13 protein-coding genes are annotated in these 20,558 nt (G+C 74.0%); 1 reads left to right on the top strand and 12 read right to left on the bottom strand.

What is annotated here, in order from left to right:
• Nucleotides 1-33 precede the first annotated feature (33 nt).
• Both fmt and def read right to left on the bottom strand, forming a co-directional pair.
• A complete protein-coding gene (gene fmt / locus QSK26_RS35790; protein ID WP_285779774.1) occupies nucleotides 34-963 on the bottom strand; it encodes a methionyl-tRNA formyltransferase in 930 nt (309 codons plus the stop codon).
• A gap of 18 nt (nucleotides 964-981) precedes the next feature.
• On the bottom strand, nucleotides 982-1,530 hold the full coding sequence (gene def / locus QSK26_RS35785; protein ID WP_285779773.1) for a peptide deformylase: 549 nt from the start codon (nucleotides 1,528-1,530) through the stop codon (nucleotides 982-984).
• A 180-nt stretch (nucleotides 1,531-1,710) separates the two neighbouring features.
• Between def and QSK26_RS35780 the strand changes: the two genes are divergently transcribed.
• On the top strand, nucleotides 1,711-4,398 hold the full coding sequence (locus QSK26_RS35780) for a serine/threonine-protein kinase (RefSeq protein ID WP_285779772.1): 2,688 nt from the start codon (nucleotides 1,711-1,713) through the stop codon (nucleotides 4,396-4,398).
• Between the two features lie 52 nt (nucleotides 4,399-4,450).
• Here the strand turns inward: QSK26_RS35780 and QSK26_RS35775 are convergent, their stop codons facing one another.
• The 10 genes from QSK26_RS35775 to mihF form a co-directional block, all read right to left on the bottom strand.
• Entirely contained in the window at nucleotides 4,451-5,887 is a 1,437-nt protein-coding gene (locus tag QSK26_RS35775; protein ID WP_285779771.1) for a hypothetical protein, read from the bottom strand.
• Nucleotides 5,888-5,925: 38 nt separating this feature from the next.
• Nucleotides 5,926-7,596: a hypothetical protein gene (locus QSK26_RS35770; protein ID WP_285779770.1), complete on the bottom strand. Its 1,671-nt coding sequence runs from the start codon at nucleotides 7,594-7,596 to the stop codon at nucleotides 5,926-5,928.
• An 81-nt stretch (nucleotides 7,597-7,677) separates the two neighbouring features.
• Complete coding sequence (locus tag QSK26_RS35765) at nucleotides 7,678-10,764, bottom strand: primosomal protein N' (RefSeq protein ID WP_285779810.1); 3,087 nt, start codon at nucleotides 10,762-10,764, stop codon at nucleotides 7,678-7,680.
• Between the two features lie 977 nt (nucleotides 10,765-11,741).
• The gene (locus QSK26_RS35760) at nucleotides 11,742-13,613 is read right to left on the bottom strand and encodes a LuxR C-terminal-related transcriptional regulator (RefSeq protein ID WP_285779769.1); all 1,872 of its coding nucleotides are present in this window, start codon (nucleotides 13,611-13,613) and stop codon (nucleotides 11,742-11,744) included.
• 288 nt (nucleotides 13,614-13,901) lie between these two features.
• Nucleotides 13,902-16,211 carry an ATP-binding protein gene (locus QSK26_RS35755; RefSeq protein WP_285779768.1) on the bottom strand — a complete coding sequence of 770 codons (2,310 nt, stop codon included), beginning with the start codon at nucleotides 16,209-16,211 and terminating at the stop codon, nucleotides 13,902-13,904.
• A gap of 166 nt (nucleotides 16,212-16,377) precedes the next feature.
• Nucleotides 16,378-17,571, bottom strand: coding sequence for a methionine adenosyltransferase (gene metK / locus QSK26_RS35750; protein ID WP_285779767.1), 1,194 nt, complete (start codon nucleotides 17,569-17,571; stop codon nucleotides 16,378-16,380).
• Nucleotides 17,572-17,935: 364 nt separating this feature from the next.
• Entirely contained in the window at nucleotides 17,936-19,132 is a 1,197-nt protein-coding gene (gene coaBC, locus QSK26_RS35745) for a bifunctional phosphopantothenoylcysteine decarboxylase/phosphopantothenate--cysteine ligase CoaBC (protein ID WP_285779809.1), read from the bottom strand.
• 4 nt (nucleotides 19,133-19,136) lie between these two features.
• The gene (rpoZ, locus tag QSK26_RS35740; RefSeq protein WP_285779766.1) at nucleotides 19,137-19,400 is read right to left on the bottom strand and encodes a DNA-directed RNA polymerase subunit omega; all 264 of its coding nucleotides are present in this window, start codon (nucleotides 19,398-19,400) and stop codon (nucleotides 19,137-19,139) included.
• Nucleotides 19,401-19,423: 23 nt separating this feature from the next.
• A complete protein-coding gene (gmk, locus tag QSK26_RS35735; RefSeq protein WP_285779765.1) occupies nucleotides 19,424-20,035 on the bottom strand; it encodes a guanylate kinase in 612 nt (203 codons plus the stop codon).
• A gap of 122 nt (nucleotides 20,036-20,157) precedes the next feature.
• On the bottom strand, nucleotides 20,158-20,481 hold the full coding sequence (mihF, locus tag QSK26_RS35730) for an integration host factor, actinobacterial type (protein WP_185048524.1): 324 nt from the start codon (nucleotides 20,479-20,481) through the stop codon (nucleotides 20,158-20,160).
• Nucleotides 20,482-20,558 lie beyond the last annotated feature (77 nt).

Below are 20,558 nucleotides of genomic sequence, written 5' to 3'. Positions count from 1 at the left end.
CCCCAAGCCTTCGGTCGGTTCGGCGGAGGCCGGTCATGTGACCACGTCTCCGCTCGTGATGCGCGCGCCGCGGGCCCACTCGCCCGCGCTCATCAGGCGCTTGCCCTGGGGCTGGACGTCGCCGAGCGCCACCGGGTGGGTGGCGGTGCCGACCAGCACGGTGTTCTTCGAGGCGGCGATGTGGCCGGGGGGCAGGTCCGCCGCGTCCGGCGCCGGCCGTACCGGGCCGAGCTTGACCCGCTGGCCGCGGAACTCGGTCCACGCGCCCGGGGCGGGCGTGCAGGCCCGGACGAGGCGGTCGACGCGGAAGGCGGGCGCCTTCCAGTCGACCCGCGCGTCCTCCACGTTGATCTTTGGGGCGACGCTCACGCCCTCGGCGGGCTGCGGGCGGGCGGTCAGGGTGCCGTCCTCGATGCCGTCGACGGTGGCCGCGAGCAGCTCGGCGCCGGAGACCGCCAGCCGGGCGAGCAGCTCGCCGCTGGTGTCGTCGGGGCGGACCTCCTCGGTCAGCACGCCGTAGACCGGCCCGGCGTCGAGCGCCTTGACGATCTGGAAGGTGCTGGCGCCGGTGATCTCGTCACCGTTGAGCACCGCGTGCTGCACGGGGGCGGCGCCCCGCCAGGCGGGCAGCAGCGAGAAGTGCAGATTGACCCAGCCGAAGCGGGGGATGTCGAGGGCCGCCTGCGGCAGCAGCGCGCCGTAGGCGACGACGGGGCAGCAGTCGGGGGCGATGGCGCGCAGCCGGTCCAGGAACTCCGGATCGCCCGCCTTCTCCGGCCGCAGCACCTCCACCCCCGCCTCCTCGGCCACCTCGGCCACCGGGCTGGGATGCAGTCTGCGCCCCCGCCCCGACTGGGCGTCGGGCCGGGTGACGACGGCGGCCACCTCGTGCCGGGGCGAGCCCAGCAGGGCGCGCAGCGCGGGCAGCGCTGTTTCCGGGGTTCCTGCGAAGACCAGGCGCACGGTTCTGACAGACCTTTCCTACAGGGCCTTCCCGAAGGTGGTGTGCGGCGACGCCTTGACCACCGGCGCGGACAGGCCGCTCCACTCGGCTTCGCGCACGGCCTTCATGGCGAGCTTGCGCTGCGCCGCGTCCATCCGGTCGATGAACAGCACCCCGTCGAGGTGGTCGGTCTCGTGCTGGAAGCAGCGGGCCATCAGGTCGGTGCCCGCGAGGACGACCGGCTCGCCGTGCATGTCGAAGCCCTTGGCCACCGCGCGGATCGCCCGCGGGGTGGGGAAGGACAGGCCGGGGAAGGACAGGCAGCCCTCCTCGCCCTCCTCGTCGAGCTCGTCCGACAGGTCGAGGTCGGGGTTGACCAGGTGGCCGACCTGGTCGTCGACGTAGTAGGTGAACACGCGCAGCCCGACCCCGATCTGCGGGGCGGCGAGCCCGGCGCCCGGGGCGTCCATCATCGTGTCCGTGAGGTCCTTGACGAGCTTGCGCAGCTCCTTGTCGAAGTCAACCACCGGGTCGGCCGGTGTGCGCAGCACCGGGTCGCCGAACAGGCGGATCGGCTGAATCGCCAACGGGCCACTCCGTTCACATCACGCGGTCGAGGATCGTCCCAGTCTACGGCCGCCCGACGCGCTGCCCGCGCACGTGCGCCCGGGGTGTGCGTCACGCGGGCGCGCCCGTATCGGATCCGTAATGTCGGCCCACTGGTGTTCGATCAGTGCGCGGGCGCATCCTCGATGCGAAGAGCCACCATGGCATCGCTCAACGCGACAGTGCTGGAGGGGCGCGATATGAGCTGGGAGTTACCTGGTTATCGCGAGCTCAGGACCCTGGGTGCCGGCGGTCAGGGGAGGGTCGCCCTCGCCGTGCACGTCGAGACGGGCGAGACGTTCGCGGTGAAGTACCTCGATGCCCGGCTGCGCGGCAAGCCGGGCTTCCTCCAGGCGTTCCGTGCGGAGGCCGGGATCCTCGCCGGGCTGAACAGCCGGCACATCGCCCGGCTGCACCACTTCCACGAGGGTCCCGAGGGCGCGGCGATCGTGATGGAGGCCGTCGAGGGGATCTCGCTGCGCCAGATGCTCTCCCGGCACGGGCCGACCGCTCCCGAGGCGGCGCTGGCCGTGCTCAAGGGGTCGCTGCTCGGCCTGTCGCTCGCGCACGCCCGGGGCATCGTGCACCGCGACTACAAGCCTGAGAACGTGCTGGTCGAGACCGACGGGCACACCAAGCTGATCGACTTCGGCATCGCGGCGCGCACCGGCACGCCGGACGACCGGCCCATCGGCACCGCCCCCTACCTGGCCCCGGAGGCGTGGGAGCCGGCGCACGCCTCGCCCACCGCCGATATCTACGCCGCCACCTGCGTGTTCTACGAGTGCGTGACCGGCGAACGGCCCTACGCCGCGCAGAACGACATCGCCTACTACTACCAGCACCGCACCCGGCCGATCCCGGTGGAACGGGTGCCGGAGCCGCTCAGGACGCTGCTGGCCAAGGGCATGGCCAAGGACCCCTCGCAGCGGCCGTCCGACGTGCTCGCCTTCGCCGGGGAGCTGGAGACCGTGGCGGCCCAGGCATACGGGGCCGACTGGGAGACGCGCGGGCGGATCGGGCTGGCCCGGCAGGTGGCGCTGCTGGCGTTCCTGCTGCCGCGCCGGCGCACGTCGTCGCCCGAGATGGTCAAGGTCGCCTTCAGCAGGACGCTGTCCGGGGCGGCCCGGTCCAAGGTGCTGCGCGGTCCGGGGCTCAAGGCGGCCGGGGTCGCCGTGGTTCTGGCCGTGCTGGCGTTCGGGGTGACCCAGACCGAAATCCTGGACGCGGCGGACAGCGCGCCCGAGTCGGTGTTCACCCCGGACGAGTCCACCGGACCGGACGGCCTGACGTCGGCGGGCAACCCCGGCGGCGGGGCGGGCGGTGAAGGCGGCGGCCCGGACGGCGGGGCGGGCGGTGGCTCAGGCGGTTCGGGTGGGGGCCCGGACGGCGGCGCGGGCGGCTCAGGCGGGGGCGGCGGCGGTGGCGGAGGTGCCGTGGTGCCGCCGCCCCCACCACCCCCGCCGCCGCCACCGCCGCCCTCCCCCCGGGGCCCGGGTACGCCGCCGGTCGCGGTGACCGGGCTCACCGTCGACTCCTTCAACGGCCGGGAAGCCGTGATCATCACCCGTACCACCACGAAACGCCCGGTCACGCTGACCGTGATGGCCGCGGAGAACCCGTCGGGCCGCCAGGCCGCCCCCCAGACGCACCGGCTGTCCGGCAAGACCTCCTACCGCACCCGGGTGGACGTCACCGGCTTCGCGGATCCGCCGTGCGACGGCATGACGACCCGCCGGGTGACCGTCCGCACCACGCCGGCCGCGCCCGGCGCCGGGCAGACCGGCCGGGTGGCGACGGTCAAGGGGAAGGCGTGCCCGCCGCCCACGGTGTCCGGGGCGTCGTTCGACGGCGAGCGGGGCGCGTTCACGGTCCGGTCCAGGTCCCCGCGGCCGGTCGCCGTGACGACGACGTACGAGCAGGACGGCAGGACGGTGGCGACCGAGCGGGAGACGTTCACCGGCGAGCGGCGGTTCGCCCACACGCCGGCCTTCGGCGAGGTGCCCTGCGGCGAAGAGGTGACGCGGACGATGGAGGTGACCACCTCTCCCGCGGGCGAGCCGGTCACCCGGAGCCGGACGGTCTCCGGCGAGGAGTGCCCGCCGCCCGCGGTCGAGTCCGTGAAAATCGCCGCATGGTCGGACGGCCGCGGACGCGCGGTGGTCTCCACCGACGGCAGAGGCCCGGTCGCCGTGACGGTCACCTACGCGGTGACCGGCCGCGACCCGCTCCCGCCGGTACGGCTGACGCGCGTGGGCGCCACCCGTCACCCGATCCCGCTGCGCGCGAGCTTCCCCACGGTGCCGTGCGACCAGGTCCAGGAGCGCCGGGTGACGGTCACCGCGACCGGCGCCACCACGGCGACCGCCGAGGACACCGAGACCGTGAAGGGCGAGCCCTGCCGGCCGGAGGTCACCGGCATCAGGGCCGGCTGGGACGGCAGGCTCTACGCCACGGTCAAGGTCACCGCCCCCCGGCCGGGCAGGGTCGTCGTCCGGGCCGTCATCACGAGCTCGGCGGGCGGCAGGCGGACGAGCACGCAGACGATCGGCGTCGGCCCGGACCGGACGTCCTACTCCGTGAGCTTCGCCAACCCGTTCTCCACGGCCGACTGCGGCGAGGCGGCCAAGCTCAGGATCACCGGCACCGTGTCCACCTCGTACGGCGGGCGCGACTCCGCCACGACCACGATCGTCTGCCCGTCGCCGCCGCCGTCCGAGGAGCCGGAGGACAACCCCGACGAGCCCTCCGAGGAGCCGGAGGACGAGCCGGACAACCCCGACGTGCCGGACGAGCCCTCGGAGGGGCCGCCGGTCGTCGAGGAGGGGACTCCGGGCGAGCCCGGCTGACCTCCGCGCCGCCCGGCCCGCCGTACCGGGCCGGGCGGCCGGGATGCGCGGGTCAGCCGATGGCGCCGGAGCGGGCGCGCATCGCGGCCTTGCGGGCGGCCTTGGCGATGGACCGGTCGGCGTGGTTGGCGGCGAGCATCTCCAGCACGGCGATCTTGTCCGGGTGGTCGACGGAGGGCATCTCCTCGACCAGGCGGGCCAGCTCGTCCTGCGGGGTGAACAGGTCGAAGCCGGTCAGCTCCTCCGGGCCCTCCACCGTGAACAGCAGGGAGGCGAGCGTGTCGACCGCCACCCAGGTGCTGTCGCCCGCGCTGAGCGCGGGCGCCGGAAGGTCGCGCACGTGCAGCCAGGACGCGGCGTAGCGCCACATCGCGGGCTCGCCGAGCGCCTGACGGACCGGCTCCTCGGCCTCCGGGCCGAGCTCTTCCATGATCGTGCTCACCGTGGCGCGCTGGCCGGGCGTGCCCGCGCGGCCGACCTCGATCAGCTCGCGGGCCGCGGCGGCGGGCGCGCGGCGCTCCAGCCAGACGGAGACGGCGCTCGGCGCGGCCGCGCCGGTGAGGATCGCCGTCACCAGGTCGCGGGCGGACAGGTCGGCGAAGACGGCGACCTCGTCCACCGTGGGCGCGTCGTGGCCCTCGCGGAGCAGGTCCTGCCGCACCGCCCACAGGCCGAGCGGGGTCAGCCTGGGCCGGCCCGCCGCCACGCCCTCGATGAGGCCGCAGTAGGCCAACAGGTCGAGGGCCTCGGCCAGCTCGCCGGGCAGCTCGGCGGACAGCCGCAGCATCTCCTCGGCGGGCGCCTCGCAGGCCACCTCGTGCGACTGCATGATGCCCTTGGCCAGCGTGGTCTCGGCGATGCCGGCGCTCACCGAGTACATCGTGGCGAGCATCTCGGCCAGGTGGTCGTCGACGACGCGGGAGCCGGTGAGGCCCTCGTCCGCGCGGTCGAGGACGTCCATCACCACGCCGTCCCAGAACTCCATGGCCTCCCGGGGGGAGGACGGCTCGGCGTGGCTGAGCGGGCCGGGCGAGGCGGCCGTGCCGGTGATGCGCAGCAGGCCGGTGTTGACCGCGACGACCCACAGCAGGTGCAGCACGGGCAGCTCGCTCGCGCTCCGCGCGGCGGCGAGCCGTTCGGCGGAGACGGGCAGGCCCAGCGCGGCGACGGCGGCGCGGGCCTCCTCGACGGGCAGCAGGCGCTCCTGCGTGACCTCCCGGGTGCCGGTCCACTCCGCGAGCCTGCGCGCGTCGCGGACGAGCGGCACCGACGGCACGGCGGCGGCGAGGTCGGTCTCGCCGGCGAGCGCGACCGGCGGGAAGGTCAGCGTCTCTGTCCCGCAGTCGGGACAGTCGCAGCCCTCCGCGCCCGCGGTGAGTCCTGAGAGGATCTCCGCGCGATCCTGCGGGGGCACCGCCCCCAAGTCGTCGACGAGCCGGCGTAGCTCACCGAGATCGTAGACGTTTCCCATGTTCCCGCTGTTTGCCACTCACGAAACTTACTGCACAGCGGTCACGGCTGAGTACGTCATCCGATCGAACGCGACCGCGCTTTGAAGGCCGCCTTGCGCGCCGCCTTGGCGACGGTGCCGTCGGGCAGGGATCTGCCCAGCAGGTCAAGGACGTCGACGACGTCGGGGTGGTCGACCCGCCACATCTCCTCGATCATGTGTGCGGACGGGCCGGAGGCGGCCATGTTCTCGGCGAACGCCTCGGGGTCCTCGTCGGCGGCCGAGATCGCCAGGGCGAGCATGTCGACGCTCACCCACAGCACCTCGGCCTGGCTGAGCGGCGGGGCCGCGAAGCCGCGCGCGGACAGCCAGTGGATGACGTGCGGGCGCAGCTCCGGGTCGGCGAGGTGGGCGCGCACGGCGGGCTCGGCCTCCGGGCCCAGCCGGTCCACGATCGTCACGGCGATGCCGCGGGCCACGGCGGGCGCCCCGCCGGCCGCGCCGAGCAGCTCGGCGGCGGCGTCCTCGGGCGGCCTGCGGGCGAGCCAGCGGACGATGTCCTCCTCGGCCAGCTCGGTCGGCACCCCGGCCAGCAGCGCCTCGATCAGCTCACGGCCGCCCGCGAGCGCGATGTCGGACGCCTCCGGCGCCTCCATCCCCAGGCCCGCGTAAAGCTCGCGCAGGCCCCACACGGCGAGCGGGGTCAGGCCGAGCAGGTCGCCGTCCATCCGCTCGACGAGCCCGCAGTAGTCCAGCCGGGCCACGGCGGCGTCGAGGTCTAGGTCCTCCTCGCCGAGGCCGGTCTCCGCGAGGTAGTCGGCCACGACCCGGGCCGCGACCGGCACCTGCGCCCGGTAGAGCATGTCGCACAGGCCGTAGAGCTCCTCGTCGAGGGCGGCGAGGCCGGTGACCCCGCCGTTGCTCTCCTTCTCCACCATGAACTCGACCGCCGCCGACCACAGGCCGAGCACGTCGTCGTCGCCCCGCTCGTCGAGGGGGCCGAAGTCCTCCCCGGCGGCGATCGTCGTGCCCGCCACGTCCACGACGCCGGTGTAGGCGGCGAGGTCCCACAGGAAGGCCGCCCCGGTGACACCCAGCGCGCCCGTGGCGGCCGTGGCGTCCCTGACCCTCAGCAGGCCCTTCACGGTGGGGGTGCGCCCACCGGTCAGCATCCACTCGGCGAGCCGGTGGGCGTCCCGCAGGATCGGCACCGCGCGGGCCGCGCCGGCGAGCCGCGGGCGCGGCGCCAGCCGTACGGCGGGCAGCGGCGAGCAGCCCGGGCAGTCGCACAGCTCCACGGCGGGCTCGGCCGGGGCCGGGCTCAGCGTCTCGGGGTTCTCCAGGGACTCGGGGCCGATGGCGCTGAAGATGCTCTTGGCCATGCCGTACCGGGACGTGTCGGCCAGCGCGGCCGGCATCTCCGGCTCGATCCGGTCGAGGGTCGCGCGCATCCGGACGGCCGACCGGCCTGCGACCGCCTGGGAGGACTGTAAGAAGTCGACCAGCGTGCGGGCCGCGGCCAGCGTCTCCGGCGCGCTCTCGGGGGGCGCGATGACCTTGCGGGGGTAGATCGACAGCAGCAGTTCCTCGAACGTGCCCGACTCGAAGTCGCCGAGCTGCTCCACCCCCAGATAGTCGCTGGCGTAGTCGCACAGCAGCCGGACCTCGTCAACATCGACGTCGACGCCGTGCGCACGCCCCCAAGCACGCAGATCGTCGATGGCTCGATTCACCCATTCGATCGACACAGGGAGAAACTAACGGCTTACTGTGGGCGCGGCGAATCGGGGAAAACGGCTATTGGGGCCAAACCGCCAATCTGGGGCGTATTAGATGCCTTCCCCGGGATCCAGACACACCCGAACGACATCCGCCGCCTTGCGCGCCGAACGCACCCCGCTCGCCCCCTTGAGCGCCGCCGCGAGCGCCGCCCCCTCGGCCCGCGCGACCCGGACCAGTGCCCGCTCCCTGGCACTTTCCGCCCCGGCCTGTTCCGGCTCCCCCCGGGGCGCGTCCACCGGGACCGGCCCGAGTACCTGCGCGCCCGGCGGCAACTTGGCCTCCGCGAGCATCTCCCTGACCGCCGCCGGCGTACCCGTCAGGGTCGCCAGCCGTACAGCCGGCGGGAAAGCCAGTTCTATCCGCTCGGACAGTTCCCGGTCGGCATGGGTCGCCGGATCCCAGCGCAGCAGGGCCTGTACGGCGGGCACCGCGGAGTCGGCGAGCACGACGAGCTCGGCGCCGGGGCGCAGCAGCGCGGCGGCGTTCATCCACCGGCGCAGCGCCTCCTCGCCCGCGCGCAGGTCGGGACGGCCCAGCAGCGCCCAGCCGTCCAGCAGCACGGCCGCCGCGTAACCGCCCTCGGCCACCGGCTCGGCCCCCGGCGTCGCCACCACGAGGGCGCGCCCAGGACCGACCCTGGCGATGACGCCGTCCCGCCCCGACGTGCGCACGGGGACGGAGGGGAAGGCCCTCCCCAGCTCCTCGGCGGTCCGCCTGGCCCCCACCACCTGCGCCCGCATCCGCGCCGACCCGCAACGCGGGCACCGCCACACACCGGCGATCCGGCCACACCACCGGCAGTACGGCGCCGCGTGCCCACTCCTGAGCGCCAACGGCCCCCCACACCGCTCTCCTCCCACCACCGGCATCCCCTGCCCCGGCCCCAGCCCTGGCCCCGCATCCTGCGCCCCATGCGCGCCCGGCCCGTGCATGCCCTGTCCGTGAGCACCCGGCCCGTGAGCGCCCGGTCCATGCGCGCCCGGTCCTTGACCGCCCGGTCCATGCGCGCCCGGTCCTTGACCGCCCGGTCCATGTGCGCCCGGTCCATAGGCGCTCGGCCCATGCACGCCCGGTCCATGCACGCCCGGGCCGTGGGAGGCGCCCGGCCCATGGGACGCGCCGGGCTGCCCCTGCGCGCCGGACCCGGCCGCCGCGCCCAGCGTCCCTTGGCCGCCCGGCCCGGCCACCTCGCCCAGCACCCCCTGTACGCCCAGCACCCCCTGGACACCGCTCCCGGCCGCCGCACCACGCCCTCCGGCCGCGCGCCCTGGGGCCGCGTCCTGCCTGGGCCGGGCGGCCGACGGGGCCTGGAGGCAGCGGGCGGGGGCGCGGCAGTTCTGGCAGGCCAGCACCGGCAGGTAGCCCCTGCGCGGCACCTGGACCAGGACCGGTCCCGTCTCCAGGCCATGCCGCAGCGCCCGCCACGCCAGGCTGGGCAGCCGCGCCTGGCGGGCCGCCGCGTCCCTGGCGAGCTCGGCGTCGTCGCCCGCCGGGCGGACCCTCGGCGCCCGCGCCCGTACCGCCTCGCGGGACCCGGCCAGCGGGCGCGCCCAGCCCGCGTGCACCAGCCGCGCCGCCTCGGACGTCCGCGCGTACCCGCCGATCAGCAGGCCCGCGCCCGCCCGGTAGGCGCGCAGCGACAGCACCTCGCGGGCATGCGGGTAGGGCGCGAGCCGTTCGGCGTGCAGGTCGTCGCCGTCGTCCCAGATCACCGCCAGCCCCAGGTCACGCACCGGCGCGAACATCGCCGCCCGGGTGCCCACCACGGCGCCGACGTGCCCGCGCAGCGCCCGCAGCCACCGGCGGTACCGCTCGGCGGGCCCGAGGTCGGCGGTCAGCGCCACGTGCCTGCCCTCCCCGAGTACGGCCAGCAGCGCCGCGTCCACGAGCGCGACGTCCTTCCCGTCCGGCACCACGACGACGGCCCCCCGCCCGCCGTCCAGCGTGGCCGCGACCGCCTCCGCCACCGCCCGCGCCCACCCAGGCCCGTCCTCCCCGGCCCCCGGCAACGCCCCCCACACGGCTCGCGGCGCCCGCCCCTCAGCCAACGCCCCCAGAAACGACTCCCCCATCGGATACCCGCCCCAAGCACCTCCCCCAGCACCGACGCCCCCGATCCCCCCGGACACACTCCCGCTCCCGCCAGAGACCCCGGAACCGCCTTTCGTCCCGCCGGATGCCACGGAGGTGCCCTTCGTCTCGCCGGAAACCTCGGAAGTGCCCCCCGTCCCGGCGGAGACCCCGGAACCGCCCTTCGTCCCGCCGGTTGCCACGGAGGTGCCCTTCGCCTCGCCCGATGCCATGGAGGTGCCCCCGGTCTCCCCGGAGACCTCCGAAGTGCCCCCCGTCCCGCCGGACACCCCGGAAGCTGGAACGCCCGCGCTGTCGGCCTCGGCCGCCGTCCCGGATACCGTGGACGCCGCTTCCACCGCTTCCGCCGTCTCCGCCGCGTCGGACGTCCGAAGCAAGACAATTTCCGCGCCGGGCACAGGAGCGGGTACACCGGGCCGCGCCGCTTCGGGAGCCTCCGGGGCCTGAAGAGCCTCCGGAGGTTGCGGAACCTCCGAAGCTTCCGGGACTTCTGGAGCCCGCGGGACGCTCGGACCTTCCGAACCTTTCGAACCTTCAGGGCCTTCCGTGGCTCCCGGGGCTCCCGGGGTTTTCGGCGCTTCCGTGACTTCCGGGGCCTTTGCCGTTTCCGGGGCTTCCAGGGCTTCTGCGGCCTCTGCGGCCTCGTCGGTGGGCGGCGGGGTGGTGGGAGTGGGCGGTGGGGTGGTGGCTTCGGCGCGGGCGTGGCGAGGGGGTACGGCGAGGCGGAGGACGTCGGCGAGGGTGCCGGCGTAGTGGTCGGCGACCGCGCGGGCGAGACCCGCGATCTCGGGGGTGAGCACCGGCTCGGGCGACACCACGCGCTCCAGCGGGGTCAGCCGGCCCGCGTGCTCGCTGTGCTCGGCCCGCTCGATCAGGAACCCGTCAAGCAACTTGCCCGCGAACCTCACCCGCACCCGGCACCCCGGCACGGCCGTCTCGTCCATCGCGGCCGGTACCAGGTAGTCGAAGAGCCGGTCGAGATGCGGCAGCGGATTGTCCACCGCCACCCGCGCCACCGGCAGCCGCCCGGCCGCCTCCGGCATCTCCTTCCCCCGCCCGCCGCCCACCCCGCCCTTGGCCACGAACCCACCGGACACAGACCCACCGGACAGGGACTTACCGTGCACGGATCCCCCGGACACGGACCCCCCAGACACGGATCCCCCGGGCACATTCCCACGCCCCAAAGAGCCCCTGGACACTCCGCCTCCTTCCCCGGCGCCTCTGGCCTCCCCACGCTTGGCCACCGGCCCCCTGGGGGTGCCCCCAGGCCCGGCGGAGCCACCGGACGCGCCGCTCCGGGCAGCGGCCCCCCTCGACACGCCTTCCCTAGCCACCGGCCCCTTAGACACGCCGCCTTCGGCCACAGCCCTCCCAGGGTCACCGCCTTCAGCCGCATCCCTCTCGGGCACACCGCTCTGGGACGCCGAGCCGGAAACAGCCGGACTGGAAGCAGCCGAGCCGGAAGCAGCCGAACCCGGAGCAACCAGACCGGAAGCAACCGGACCGGGAGCAGTCGGACCACAGGCGGAGATGTCCGTGGTCATAGGCCCCTGGGGCGGGTCTCCCCCGGCCGTGTCCTCGGCGGAGCCGCCCGAGGTCCTGCCGCGGCGCGAGGAGGCGGTGGCAGGCCGCGCGGAGGCGGTGGCAGGCCGCGCGGAGGGGGTGGGGTGCCGGCGGGTGGCCGGGGCAGGGTGGGTGGCCGGGGCGGGGTGGGGGCGGTGGACGTCGCCGGGTGCCAGGAGTGTTGTCTGGGGCGTCTGATGGGCGGTCGGCTCGGTCACGGACCTGTCCTACCAGATCGGCCGGCCTGCCGGGTTCGCGGACGCCCGGTGCGGGGAGGGTCCTGGCCAGTGGGTCACGCCCCAGATGGAGCGATCCACCATGTGTCCTCAGGCGGCGGGGGGACCCCTCCCATGTCGGCGCCTGAGCGCTGCGGAAACACGTCGGCACATCTCGTCACCCACTGGCCACCAGTAGTGTTCTGCCACCTGTGGCCATCCCGCATCCGGGAAAATACCTATACGTCAACCCATTGATCGCGCTCGGCGAACCAAGCGGCGACCTGCGTACGGGAAGCGAGCCCGCCTTTCGCCAAGATGTTGCGTACGTGTGCGTCCACCGTACGCTTGGCGATCTGCAGATGTGCGGCGATCTGCGGATTGGACAGACCTTCCGCGATCAGTTCGGCGATCTGGAGTTCCCGGGCGCTCAGCGCATCGGTCACCGGCAGCCCGATCCGCGCGCCGCCGCCGGCCGCCCGGCCCGGGGAGGGGCTTTCCACCGGCATCCACCGGTCGGCCTCGTCTCCGGCGTCCCCGCGCAGTTCCAGCCCGAACCAGCGGTACGGCTCCAGCAGCCGGTAACGGCATCCCCCGGGCGCCGGCTCCCCGACCACCACGGACCGGGCGACGAGGTCGGCGAGCAGGGCGTCCGGCACCCCGGGACGCGTCCCCGCCCCGGGATCCCCGGCGGCGAAGACCTCCCTGGCCGTCTCCAGGTCGAAGGCGCCGCGTACGCCGGACAGCGCCCGCCACATCGCCCGCTGCCCGTCGTCGCACAGCTCGTGGCTCCACGCCACCGCGGAACGCAGGTCGCGGTGCCGGGGCAGTACGGCCTCGCCGGCCCCGGCGAGCAGGTCGAACCGCTCCCCCGGCCGGCTCTCGCGCAGCCGGTGCAGCAGTTCGCCGGTGGACAGCGACCGCATCCGCTCGGCGGCGAACTCGATCGCCAGCGGCAGGCCGTCCAGATGGCGGCAGATCTGCGCCACCTCCGACGCCGACGCCGGGGTGAGCCGGAACTCGGGATCGACGGCGACCGCCCGGTCCGCGAACAGCGCCATGGACGGGCTGCCGGGGTCGGGGCGGGCCGCGTCCGTGAGCGGCAGCGGGGCCAGGCGGAGCACCTCTTCGCGGGCGACGCCGAGCGGGCGCCTGCCGGTGGCGAGCAGCCGCAGCCGGGGCGCGCCCTCCAGCAGCGCCGCGGCCAGCGCGGCGACCTCCTTGACGAGATGGTCACAGGTGTCCAGCACGATCAGCGCGCGATGCCCGCTGAGCGCCCGCGCCAGCCCGTCCGCGGAGCACGCCTCCCCGCCCAGCCCGAGCGCCCCGGCCACCACCCGGGCGACCTCGTCCACCCCCACGACCCCGCCGGCCCGCTCACCCTTCCGGCCACCGCCCGCCTCGAAACCCTCACCACCACCCGCCGCCGCGGACCCCTCACCACCGCCCACCGCCGCGAAACCCTGACCGCCATCCGCCGCTGCCCAACCCTGACCACCGTCCGGCGCTGCGAAACCCTGACCACCACCCACCGCCGCGAAACCCTGACCGCCGTAGGGCGGTGTGCTGCCGTGGCCGCCGCCCGAAGCTGTGACGTCATGGCCGCCGTCCAAGGGTGCGACGTGGTGGCCGCCGCCCGAAGCTGTGACGTCATGGCCGCCGTCCAAGGATGTGACGTGGTGGCCGCCGTCCAAGGATGTGACGTGGTGGCCACCGTCTAAGGATGTGACGTGGGGGCCGTCGTCCGGTGTCGTGCTCCTCGGCCCGCCGGTTCCTCCGGCACCGGCCCGCGCGTCCCCCGCGCCGCCCAGGGCGTCCGGGGCGTCCAGGGCGTCCAGGGCGTCCGGGGCGTCCCCGGGAGCGCCGTCCCGGGGCGGGCGCGGGGCGGGGCGGAGGCCGGAGAGCTCGACGTGCCACAGGCCCTCGGGGCAACGTCTCTTGAGGCCCTCGGCGACGCGGAGGGCGACGCGGCTCTTGCCCGAACCGGCCGGGCCGGTCACCGTGAGCAACCGGCCTTCGCCCAGAAGTCCCACCCCGCGCGTCACCTCGTCGGCACGACCCACGAAACTGGTCATCTCGGCGGCGAGGTTGCCTGATCTGCGGTCCGTCATGGTCCACCTCCGTGCGGCCGAGCCCGGTGCGGGCGAACCGGGGAGCGCGCGGTCGAGCGTACGCCATACGGACACGTCGCGGAGGGTAACACGCCGAACGTGGTGAATCAGGCGAAAACGCCTCGCCCTCCGCCTTCCGTGCCGTCCTTCCGCTTCCTGATCCGCCTTCCCTTTCCCGCCCCGGTCCCGCCCTCCGCCCCTGCCTTCCCCATTCCGGCCTTCCTATCGCCTTCGGCCCCGTCCTCCCCTTTCCGCCCCGCACTCCGGATAGCCGGGCGGGGTGGGGCCTCAGGCGGAGCGGTGGCGGATGGCCCAGGCGGCGATCTGGCTGCGGGCGGAGAAGTCGAGCTTGGCGAGGATGTGCTCGACGTGGGTGTCGACGGTCCTGCGGCCCACCACGAGACGCTGGGCGATCTCCTTGTTGGTGAGGCCCGCGGCGACCAGGTCGGCGACCTCCTCCTCGCGCGGGGTGAGCGGCGCGGACCGCTCCCTGGGCGCGGCGGGACGGCCGGGCCGGGGCGCGCCCAGCGCGTAGTCCACCGCCTCCTCCATCGACATCGCGCTGCCCTCGGCCGCGGCGTCCTCGTAGTCGGCGCGGGACAACTGGCGGCGCAGCCGTTCCTCGCACCGGGCGTGCTCGGCCAGGAAGTTCGGCGAGCCGTACAGCGGCTGGCGCACCTGCCGCCACTGGCCGTGCGAGGCGTTGAGCAGCCGGGCCACCCACATGGGGTCCTCCTGGCCGACCGCCAGCCAGGCGACGAGCTCCAGGCACAGCGAGACGCCGATCACGTCGTGCAGGCGGCGCTGGCGGCCGAGCGCCTCCCTGGCCAGGGCGAGCGCCCCCGGCAGGTCCCCCCTGGCCCGCAGGACCAGGCTGAGCCCCATGTCCGCCCACGAGCGCGCCCACGACTGGCCGTTCGCCACGCACACCCGCTTGCACGCCTCCAGCACCCGCGCGGCCTCGTCGACCCGGCCCAGCCACAGCCGGGTGATGCCGAGCTCGACCCGGGCGGACAGCAGCGTGATGTCGACCCGGTCGCCGCCGAGCAGCTCGATGGCCTCGCTGAGGTACCTCTCCGCGCCGGCCAGGTCGCCCGCGCCGCAGGCGAGCGTCCCCCTGAGCTTCACCAGGTGGGTACGGCTCAGCGGATCGTCCAGCGCCGGGAGGAGCTCCTCGCACTCGTCGAGCACCTCACCCGCGGCACGCAGGTCGCCCTGGCCGATCAGCACGTAGGCCAGCAACAGCAGCAGCCCGGCGCGGGCGTCCGGATCCGGCCTGCTGACCCGGACGAACCACTCCATGTAGTGCCGGCCCTCGCGGGCCATGCCGCAGGCGATCCACAGGTAGGTGAGCGTGAGCACCATCCGGGCGCCCCGGCCGGCCTCGGCGGGGTCGGCGGCGCAGAACTCCAGGGCGGCCCGGATGTTGGGCCAGTCGCCGCGCACCCGGGTCCACTGCTCGGCCTGGTCGCCGCCGGGCGGCACCACCGCGGACTCCTCGGCGAGCGCGGCGTAGTGGTCCCGGTGCCGGGCGCGCAGCACCCTGCGAGCCTCGACGCCCGGCATCCTGGCCGCGCCGAACTCCCTGATGCTGTCGAGCATCCGGTAGATCGTCCGGCCCGGCTGCTTGAGGCAGACCAGGATAGACTTGCCGACCAGGCCGTCGATCGCCGGGTAGACCCGTCCGGCGGGCAGCTCGTCGTCGGCGCAGACGGCCTCGGCGGCGCCCAGGTCGAACCTGCCGGGGAAGATCGACAGCCTGGTCCACAGCAGGCGCTCCTCCTCCGTGCACAGCTCGTAGCTCCACGCGATGGCGGCCTGCATGGTGCGATGCCGGGAGTCGGGAGTGTCGTCGACCTCGTCGCCGAGCCAGAACAGCTCGTCCATGAGCTGGAGGATGCGCTCGACCGGCAGCGTCCCGGCCCGCACCGCGGCGAGTTCGAGGGCGAGCGGGATGCCGTCCAGGCGGCGGCACAGCTCGGCGACGGCGGGCGCGTTCTCCTCCGCCAGCACGAAGTGCGGGTCCACGGCGGTGACCCGGTCGAGGAGCAGGGCGACCGACTCGCACTGGGCGAGCGCGGCGACCGAGCCGGTCTCGGCGGCGGCCGGCACCGCCATCGGGCGGATGACGAGGCTGTGCTCGCCCGGCGCGCCGAGGGGCTGCCGGCTGGTGGCCAGCACGCGCAGGCCGGGCGCGGCGGCGAGGAGGGTGCGCACCAGCCGGGAGCACGCCTCCACCAGGTGCTCGCAGGTGTCGAGCACGAGCAGGAGTTGCTTGTCCGCGAGGTATTCCGCCAGGCCCTCGCCGCCGGGCTCGGCCACCTGGTCGGGGAGCTCAAGCGCGCGGGCGAGCACCTGGGCCAGCCGGTCGGGGTCGGACAGGCTGGACAGCTCGACGAAGAGGACGCCGTCGGTGAACGCCCGGCGCATGCTCTCCGCCGCCTTGAGCGCGACTCGCGTCTTGCCCACCCCGGGGATCCCGGTCACCGTCACGAGACGGGAACGCTGGAGCGTCCTGCGGACGTCGGCGATCTCCCTGCGCCGCCCGACGAAGGTGGTCAGATCGGGGGGCAGATCCTTCTGCCCTCTCGACACCATGCGCGAGTCACCCACTCCCCCAAGATTGGCAAACCACAATCTTCGGGGGACCAGGCCCCGGATGTCCAGACACGCTCGGTTCCCGCCGGAACGCGCATGGCTCGGACACACGCACGGCCCGCTTCTCCCAAATCAGCGGGAGGGCGGGCCGTGTGCGGGGGTGACGTCAGACGCCGGCGGCGGCGCGCAGCGCCTCGGCCCGGTCGACGCGCTCCCAGGAGAAGTTGGGCTCCTCGCGGCCGAAGTGCCCGTAGGCGGCGGTCTGCGAGTAGATCGGGCGCAGCAGGTCGAGGTCGCGGATGATCGCGGCCGGACGCAGGTCGAAGACCTCCAGCACGGACGCCTGGATCTTCTCCACGGCCAGCTTCTCGGTGCCGAAGCACTCCACGAACAGGCCGACCGGCTGGGCCTTGCCGATCGCGTAGGCGACCTGGACCTCGCAGCGGTCGGCGAGGCCGGCGGCCACGACGTTCTTGGCGACCCAGCGCATCGCGTAGGCGGCGGAGCGGTCGACCTTGGACGGGTCCTTGCCGGAGAAGGCGCCGCCGCCGTGGCGGGCCATGCCGCCGTAGGTGTCGATGATGATCTTGCGGCCGGTGAGGCCGGCGTCGCCCATCGGGCCGCCGATCTCGAAGCGGCCGGTCGGGTTCACCAGGAGGCGGTAGCCCTCGCTGCCGATCTCCAGGCCGGCGAGCACCGGGTCGACCACGTGCTCCTTGATGTCCGGCGCGAGCATCTCCTTGAGGTCGATCTCGGCCGCGTGCTGCGTCGAGACGACCACCGTGTCCAGCCGCACCGGGGTGTCACCGTCGTACTCGATGGTGACCTGGGTCTTGCCGTCCGGCCGCAGGTAGGGCACGGTGCCGCTCTTGCGGACCTCGGACAGGCGGCGGGCCAGGCGGTGCGCCAGCATGATCGGCAACGGCATCAGCTCGGGCGTCTCCCGGCAGGCGTAGCCGAACATGAGGCCCTGGTCGCCGGCGCCCTGGCGGTCGAACTCGTCGGCGCCCTCGCCCTCGCGGTTCTCATAGGCGTCGTCGACGCCCTGGGCGATGTCCGGCGACTGGGCGCCGATGGACACCGACACACCGCAGGAGGCTCCGTCGAACCCCTTGTGCGAGGCGTCGTAGCCGATTTCGAGGATCTTCTCGCGGATGACGCCGGGGATATCGACGTAGGTCTCCGTCGTCACCTCTCCCGCGACGTGAACCTGGCCGGTGGTGATCAACGTCTCGACGGCGACCCGGCTCTTGGGGTCGTCCTTGAGCATGGTGTCGAGAATCGCGTCACTGATCTGGTCGGCGATCTTGTCCGGGTGGCCTTCGGTGACCGACTCGGAGGTGAACAGGCGACGGGACAACTCAGTGGCTCCTCATGCAGCGGCTGCTGACGGCTGGGTGCTCAGGCGTGCGAGCACACCAAGAGCGCTGCGCCGAAGTCTAACCCCACCCGAGGTCGCGCCGCGAAATCGTCCCGAAACGGTGTGGCGCGCCCAGGACCGCCCCGCCCGCGTACGGCGGCGCCGCGACGGCCCGCCATCAGCCCACCGACCTGCGACGACGCGTCCGCGCCGCCCGGCGGGCCGGGCCGGAAGGCGAACCGGGCACGAGTGCGCCGCGAGAAGGAGTCGAGCCCCGCTCGACCCGGGCTCGAGCGGAGACCGCCGAACCCGCGCCGGCCGACAGAACGCCGGCTACCAGAATCCGGGCCGTCCGGGCAAGGCCCTACGGCAGGCGGGCCGCGACCAGGTCCCAGACGACGTCGGCGAGGTCCTCCTTGGGACCTCTGGCGATCTCGACCGGGTCACCTCCCGCGACGAGCACGACGGCGGCGTTGTCCGGGGTGCCGAAGGCGAGGCCGTCGCCGACCTGGTTGACCACGAGCAGGTCGCAGCCCTTGCGCTCCAGCTTGGCGCGGCCGTTCTCCAGCACGTCGTCGGTCTCCGCGGCGAAGCCGACGATCACCGGTCCCGCGCCCTCCTCCCGGCGGCGCTCGCCCAGCTCGGCGAGGATGTCGGGATTCTGCACCAGGTGGATGGGGTCGGGCTCGGCACCGGACTTCTTGATCTTGGAGTCGCTGCGGGACGCGGGACGGAAGTCGGCCACCGCGGCGGCCATCACCACCGCGTCGGCCTGGCCGGCCGCCTCGACGACGGCCTCCCTGAGCTGCCGCGCCGACTCCACCCGGACGACCTTGGCGCCCGCCGGGTCGGGCAGCGCCACGTTGGCGGCGATCAGGGTGACCTGCGCGCCGCGGGCGAGCGCCGTGCGGGCCAGGGCGTAGCCCTGCAGGCCCGAGGAGCGGTTGCCGATGAAGCGCACCGGGTCGATGGCCTCGCGGGTGCCGCCCGCGGAGACGAGCACGTGCCGCCCGGCCAGGTCGGACGGGCGGCCCGCCAGCACCCGGCGGCAGAACTCGAAGATCTCCGGCGGGTCGGGCAGCCGGCCCCGGCCGGAGTCGGCGCCGGTCAGCCGGCCGACGGCAGGGTCGATGACCAGCGCCCCGCGCTCGCGCAGCGTCGCCACGTTGGCCCTGGTCGCCGGGTGCTCCCACATCTCGGTGTGCATCGCGGGGGCGAACACGACCGGGCACCGCGCGGTGAGCAGCGTGTTGGTCAGCAGGTCGCCGGCGATGCCGTGGGCGGCCTTGGCGAGCACGTCGGCGGTCGCGGGCGCCACCACGACGAGGTCGGCCCGCTGGCCGATCCGCACGTGCGGCACCTCGTGGACGCTCTCCCACACCTCGGCGGTGACGGGGTTGCCCGACAGCGCGGCCCAGGTCGGCTCCCCGACGAAGCGCAGGGCCTCGCGGGTCGGCACCACCCTGACGTCGTGCCCCGATTCGGTGAACAGGCGGAGCAGCTCGCAGGCCTTGTAGGCGGCGATGCCCCCGCAGACCCCGAGAACGACGTTGCGGGGCAGCGGACTAGCCTTCGATGGGCTCGGAGGTGAGGAGGCCCTCGCTGACCTCGCGCAGCGCGATGGACAGCGGCTTCTCCTGGGCGTGGGTCTCCACCAGGGGACCGACGTACTCCAGCAGACCCTCGCCGAGCTGCGAGTAGTAGGCGTTGATCTGGCGCGCCCGCTTGGCGCCCATGATCACAAGACTGTATTTGCTGTCGACCACTTCGAGGAGCTGGTCGATCGGCGGATTGGTGATGCCTTCGGCAACAGGGGCAGTGGCTGCCACGTTGTGACCTCTCGTCGAATCGACTATGCGCTCAGCAAGGCTATCAGCCGCCGGCATACTTCCTGGACAGACGTGTTGACGAGAGTGAGATCGAACTCTTTCTCCGCGGCCATCTCGACCAGGCCGGCCTCCAGCCTGCGGGCGATCACGTCCTCCGGCTCGGTGCCCCGGCCGCGCAGCCGGCTCTCCAGCTCCTCCCAGGTGGGAGGCGCGAGGAAGACGAGCAGCGCGTCCGGCATGGTCTCGCGCACCTGCCTGGCGCCCTGAAGGTCGATCTCCAGCAGCGTGGGGACGCCCGCCGCCAGACGCTCGACCACGGGGCCGCGCGGCGTGCCGTACCGGTTGCCGGCGAACTCCGCCCACTCCAGCAGCTCGCCCGCCGCGATGAGGCGGTCGAACTCCGCGTCGTCGGCGAAGAAGTACTCGACGCCGTGCGTCTCGCCGGGACGCGGGCGCCTGGTGGTCACCGAGACCGACAGCCACACCTGCGGATGTGCCCGCCGGAGCTCGGCGACGACCGTGGACTTGCCGACGCCGGACGGACCGGAAAGGACCGTCAGGCGTCGCCCGGATCTCTCCGGCGGGATGTCGGATCCCGCCGAGATATCCGCGGACGGCGTTTCTGAAGAAGGCATGGAGCCACCGTCACGCGTACCCGGCCTGCCGGGCTCGGCCGCCTCTCGGGCCCGAGCCTTGCCGGGCCAGGATGTAGCGGTCACTCCATACCCCCCGATGAATCCGCCTGACGATGCCGAGATCAGCTCTCGGCACCGCCGAACTCGCGCTCCAGCGAAGCTCGCTGGTTGGCGCCAAGACCCCGCACGCGGCGGGACTCGGCGATACCGAGCCGCTCCATCAGCTGCTTGGCACGGACCTTGCCCACGCCAGGGAGCGACTCCAACAGCGCCGACACCTTCATCTTGCCGATGACGTCGTCGGTCTGACCATCCTTCAGCACCTCAGCCAGAGAAACCGCGCCGTGCTTGAGCCGGTTCTTGACCTCGGCACGCTCACGACGGGCCTTGGCAGCCTTTTCCAGGGCTGCGGCGCGCTGCTCGGGGGTCAGGGGAGGAAGAGCCACGCCGGGTCACCTCGAATTTCTGTCGATGTACTCGGACGGGAAGGGAAACTAGCTGGTCATTGACCTTTGAGCAACGT

Source organism: Microtetraspora sp. NBRC 13810 (assembly GCF_030268685.1).
GTDB lineage: Bacteria > Actinomycetota > Actinomycetes > Streptosporangiales > Streptosporangiaceae > BSRQ01.
This window is presented reverse-complemented; position numbering and strand designations above follow the sequence as displayed.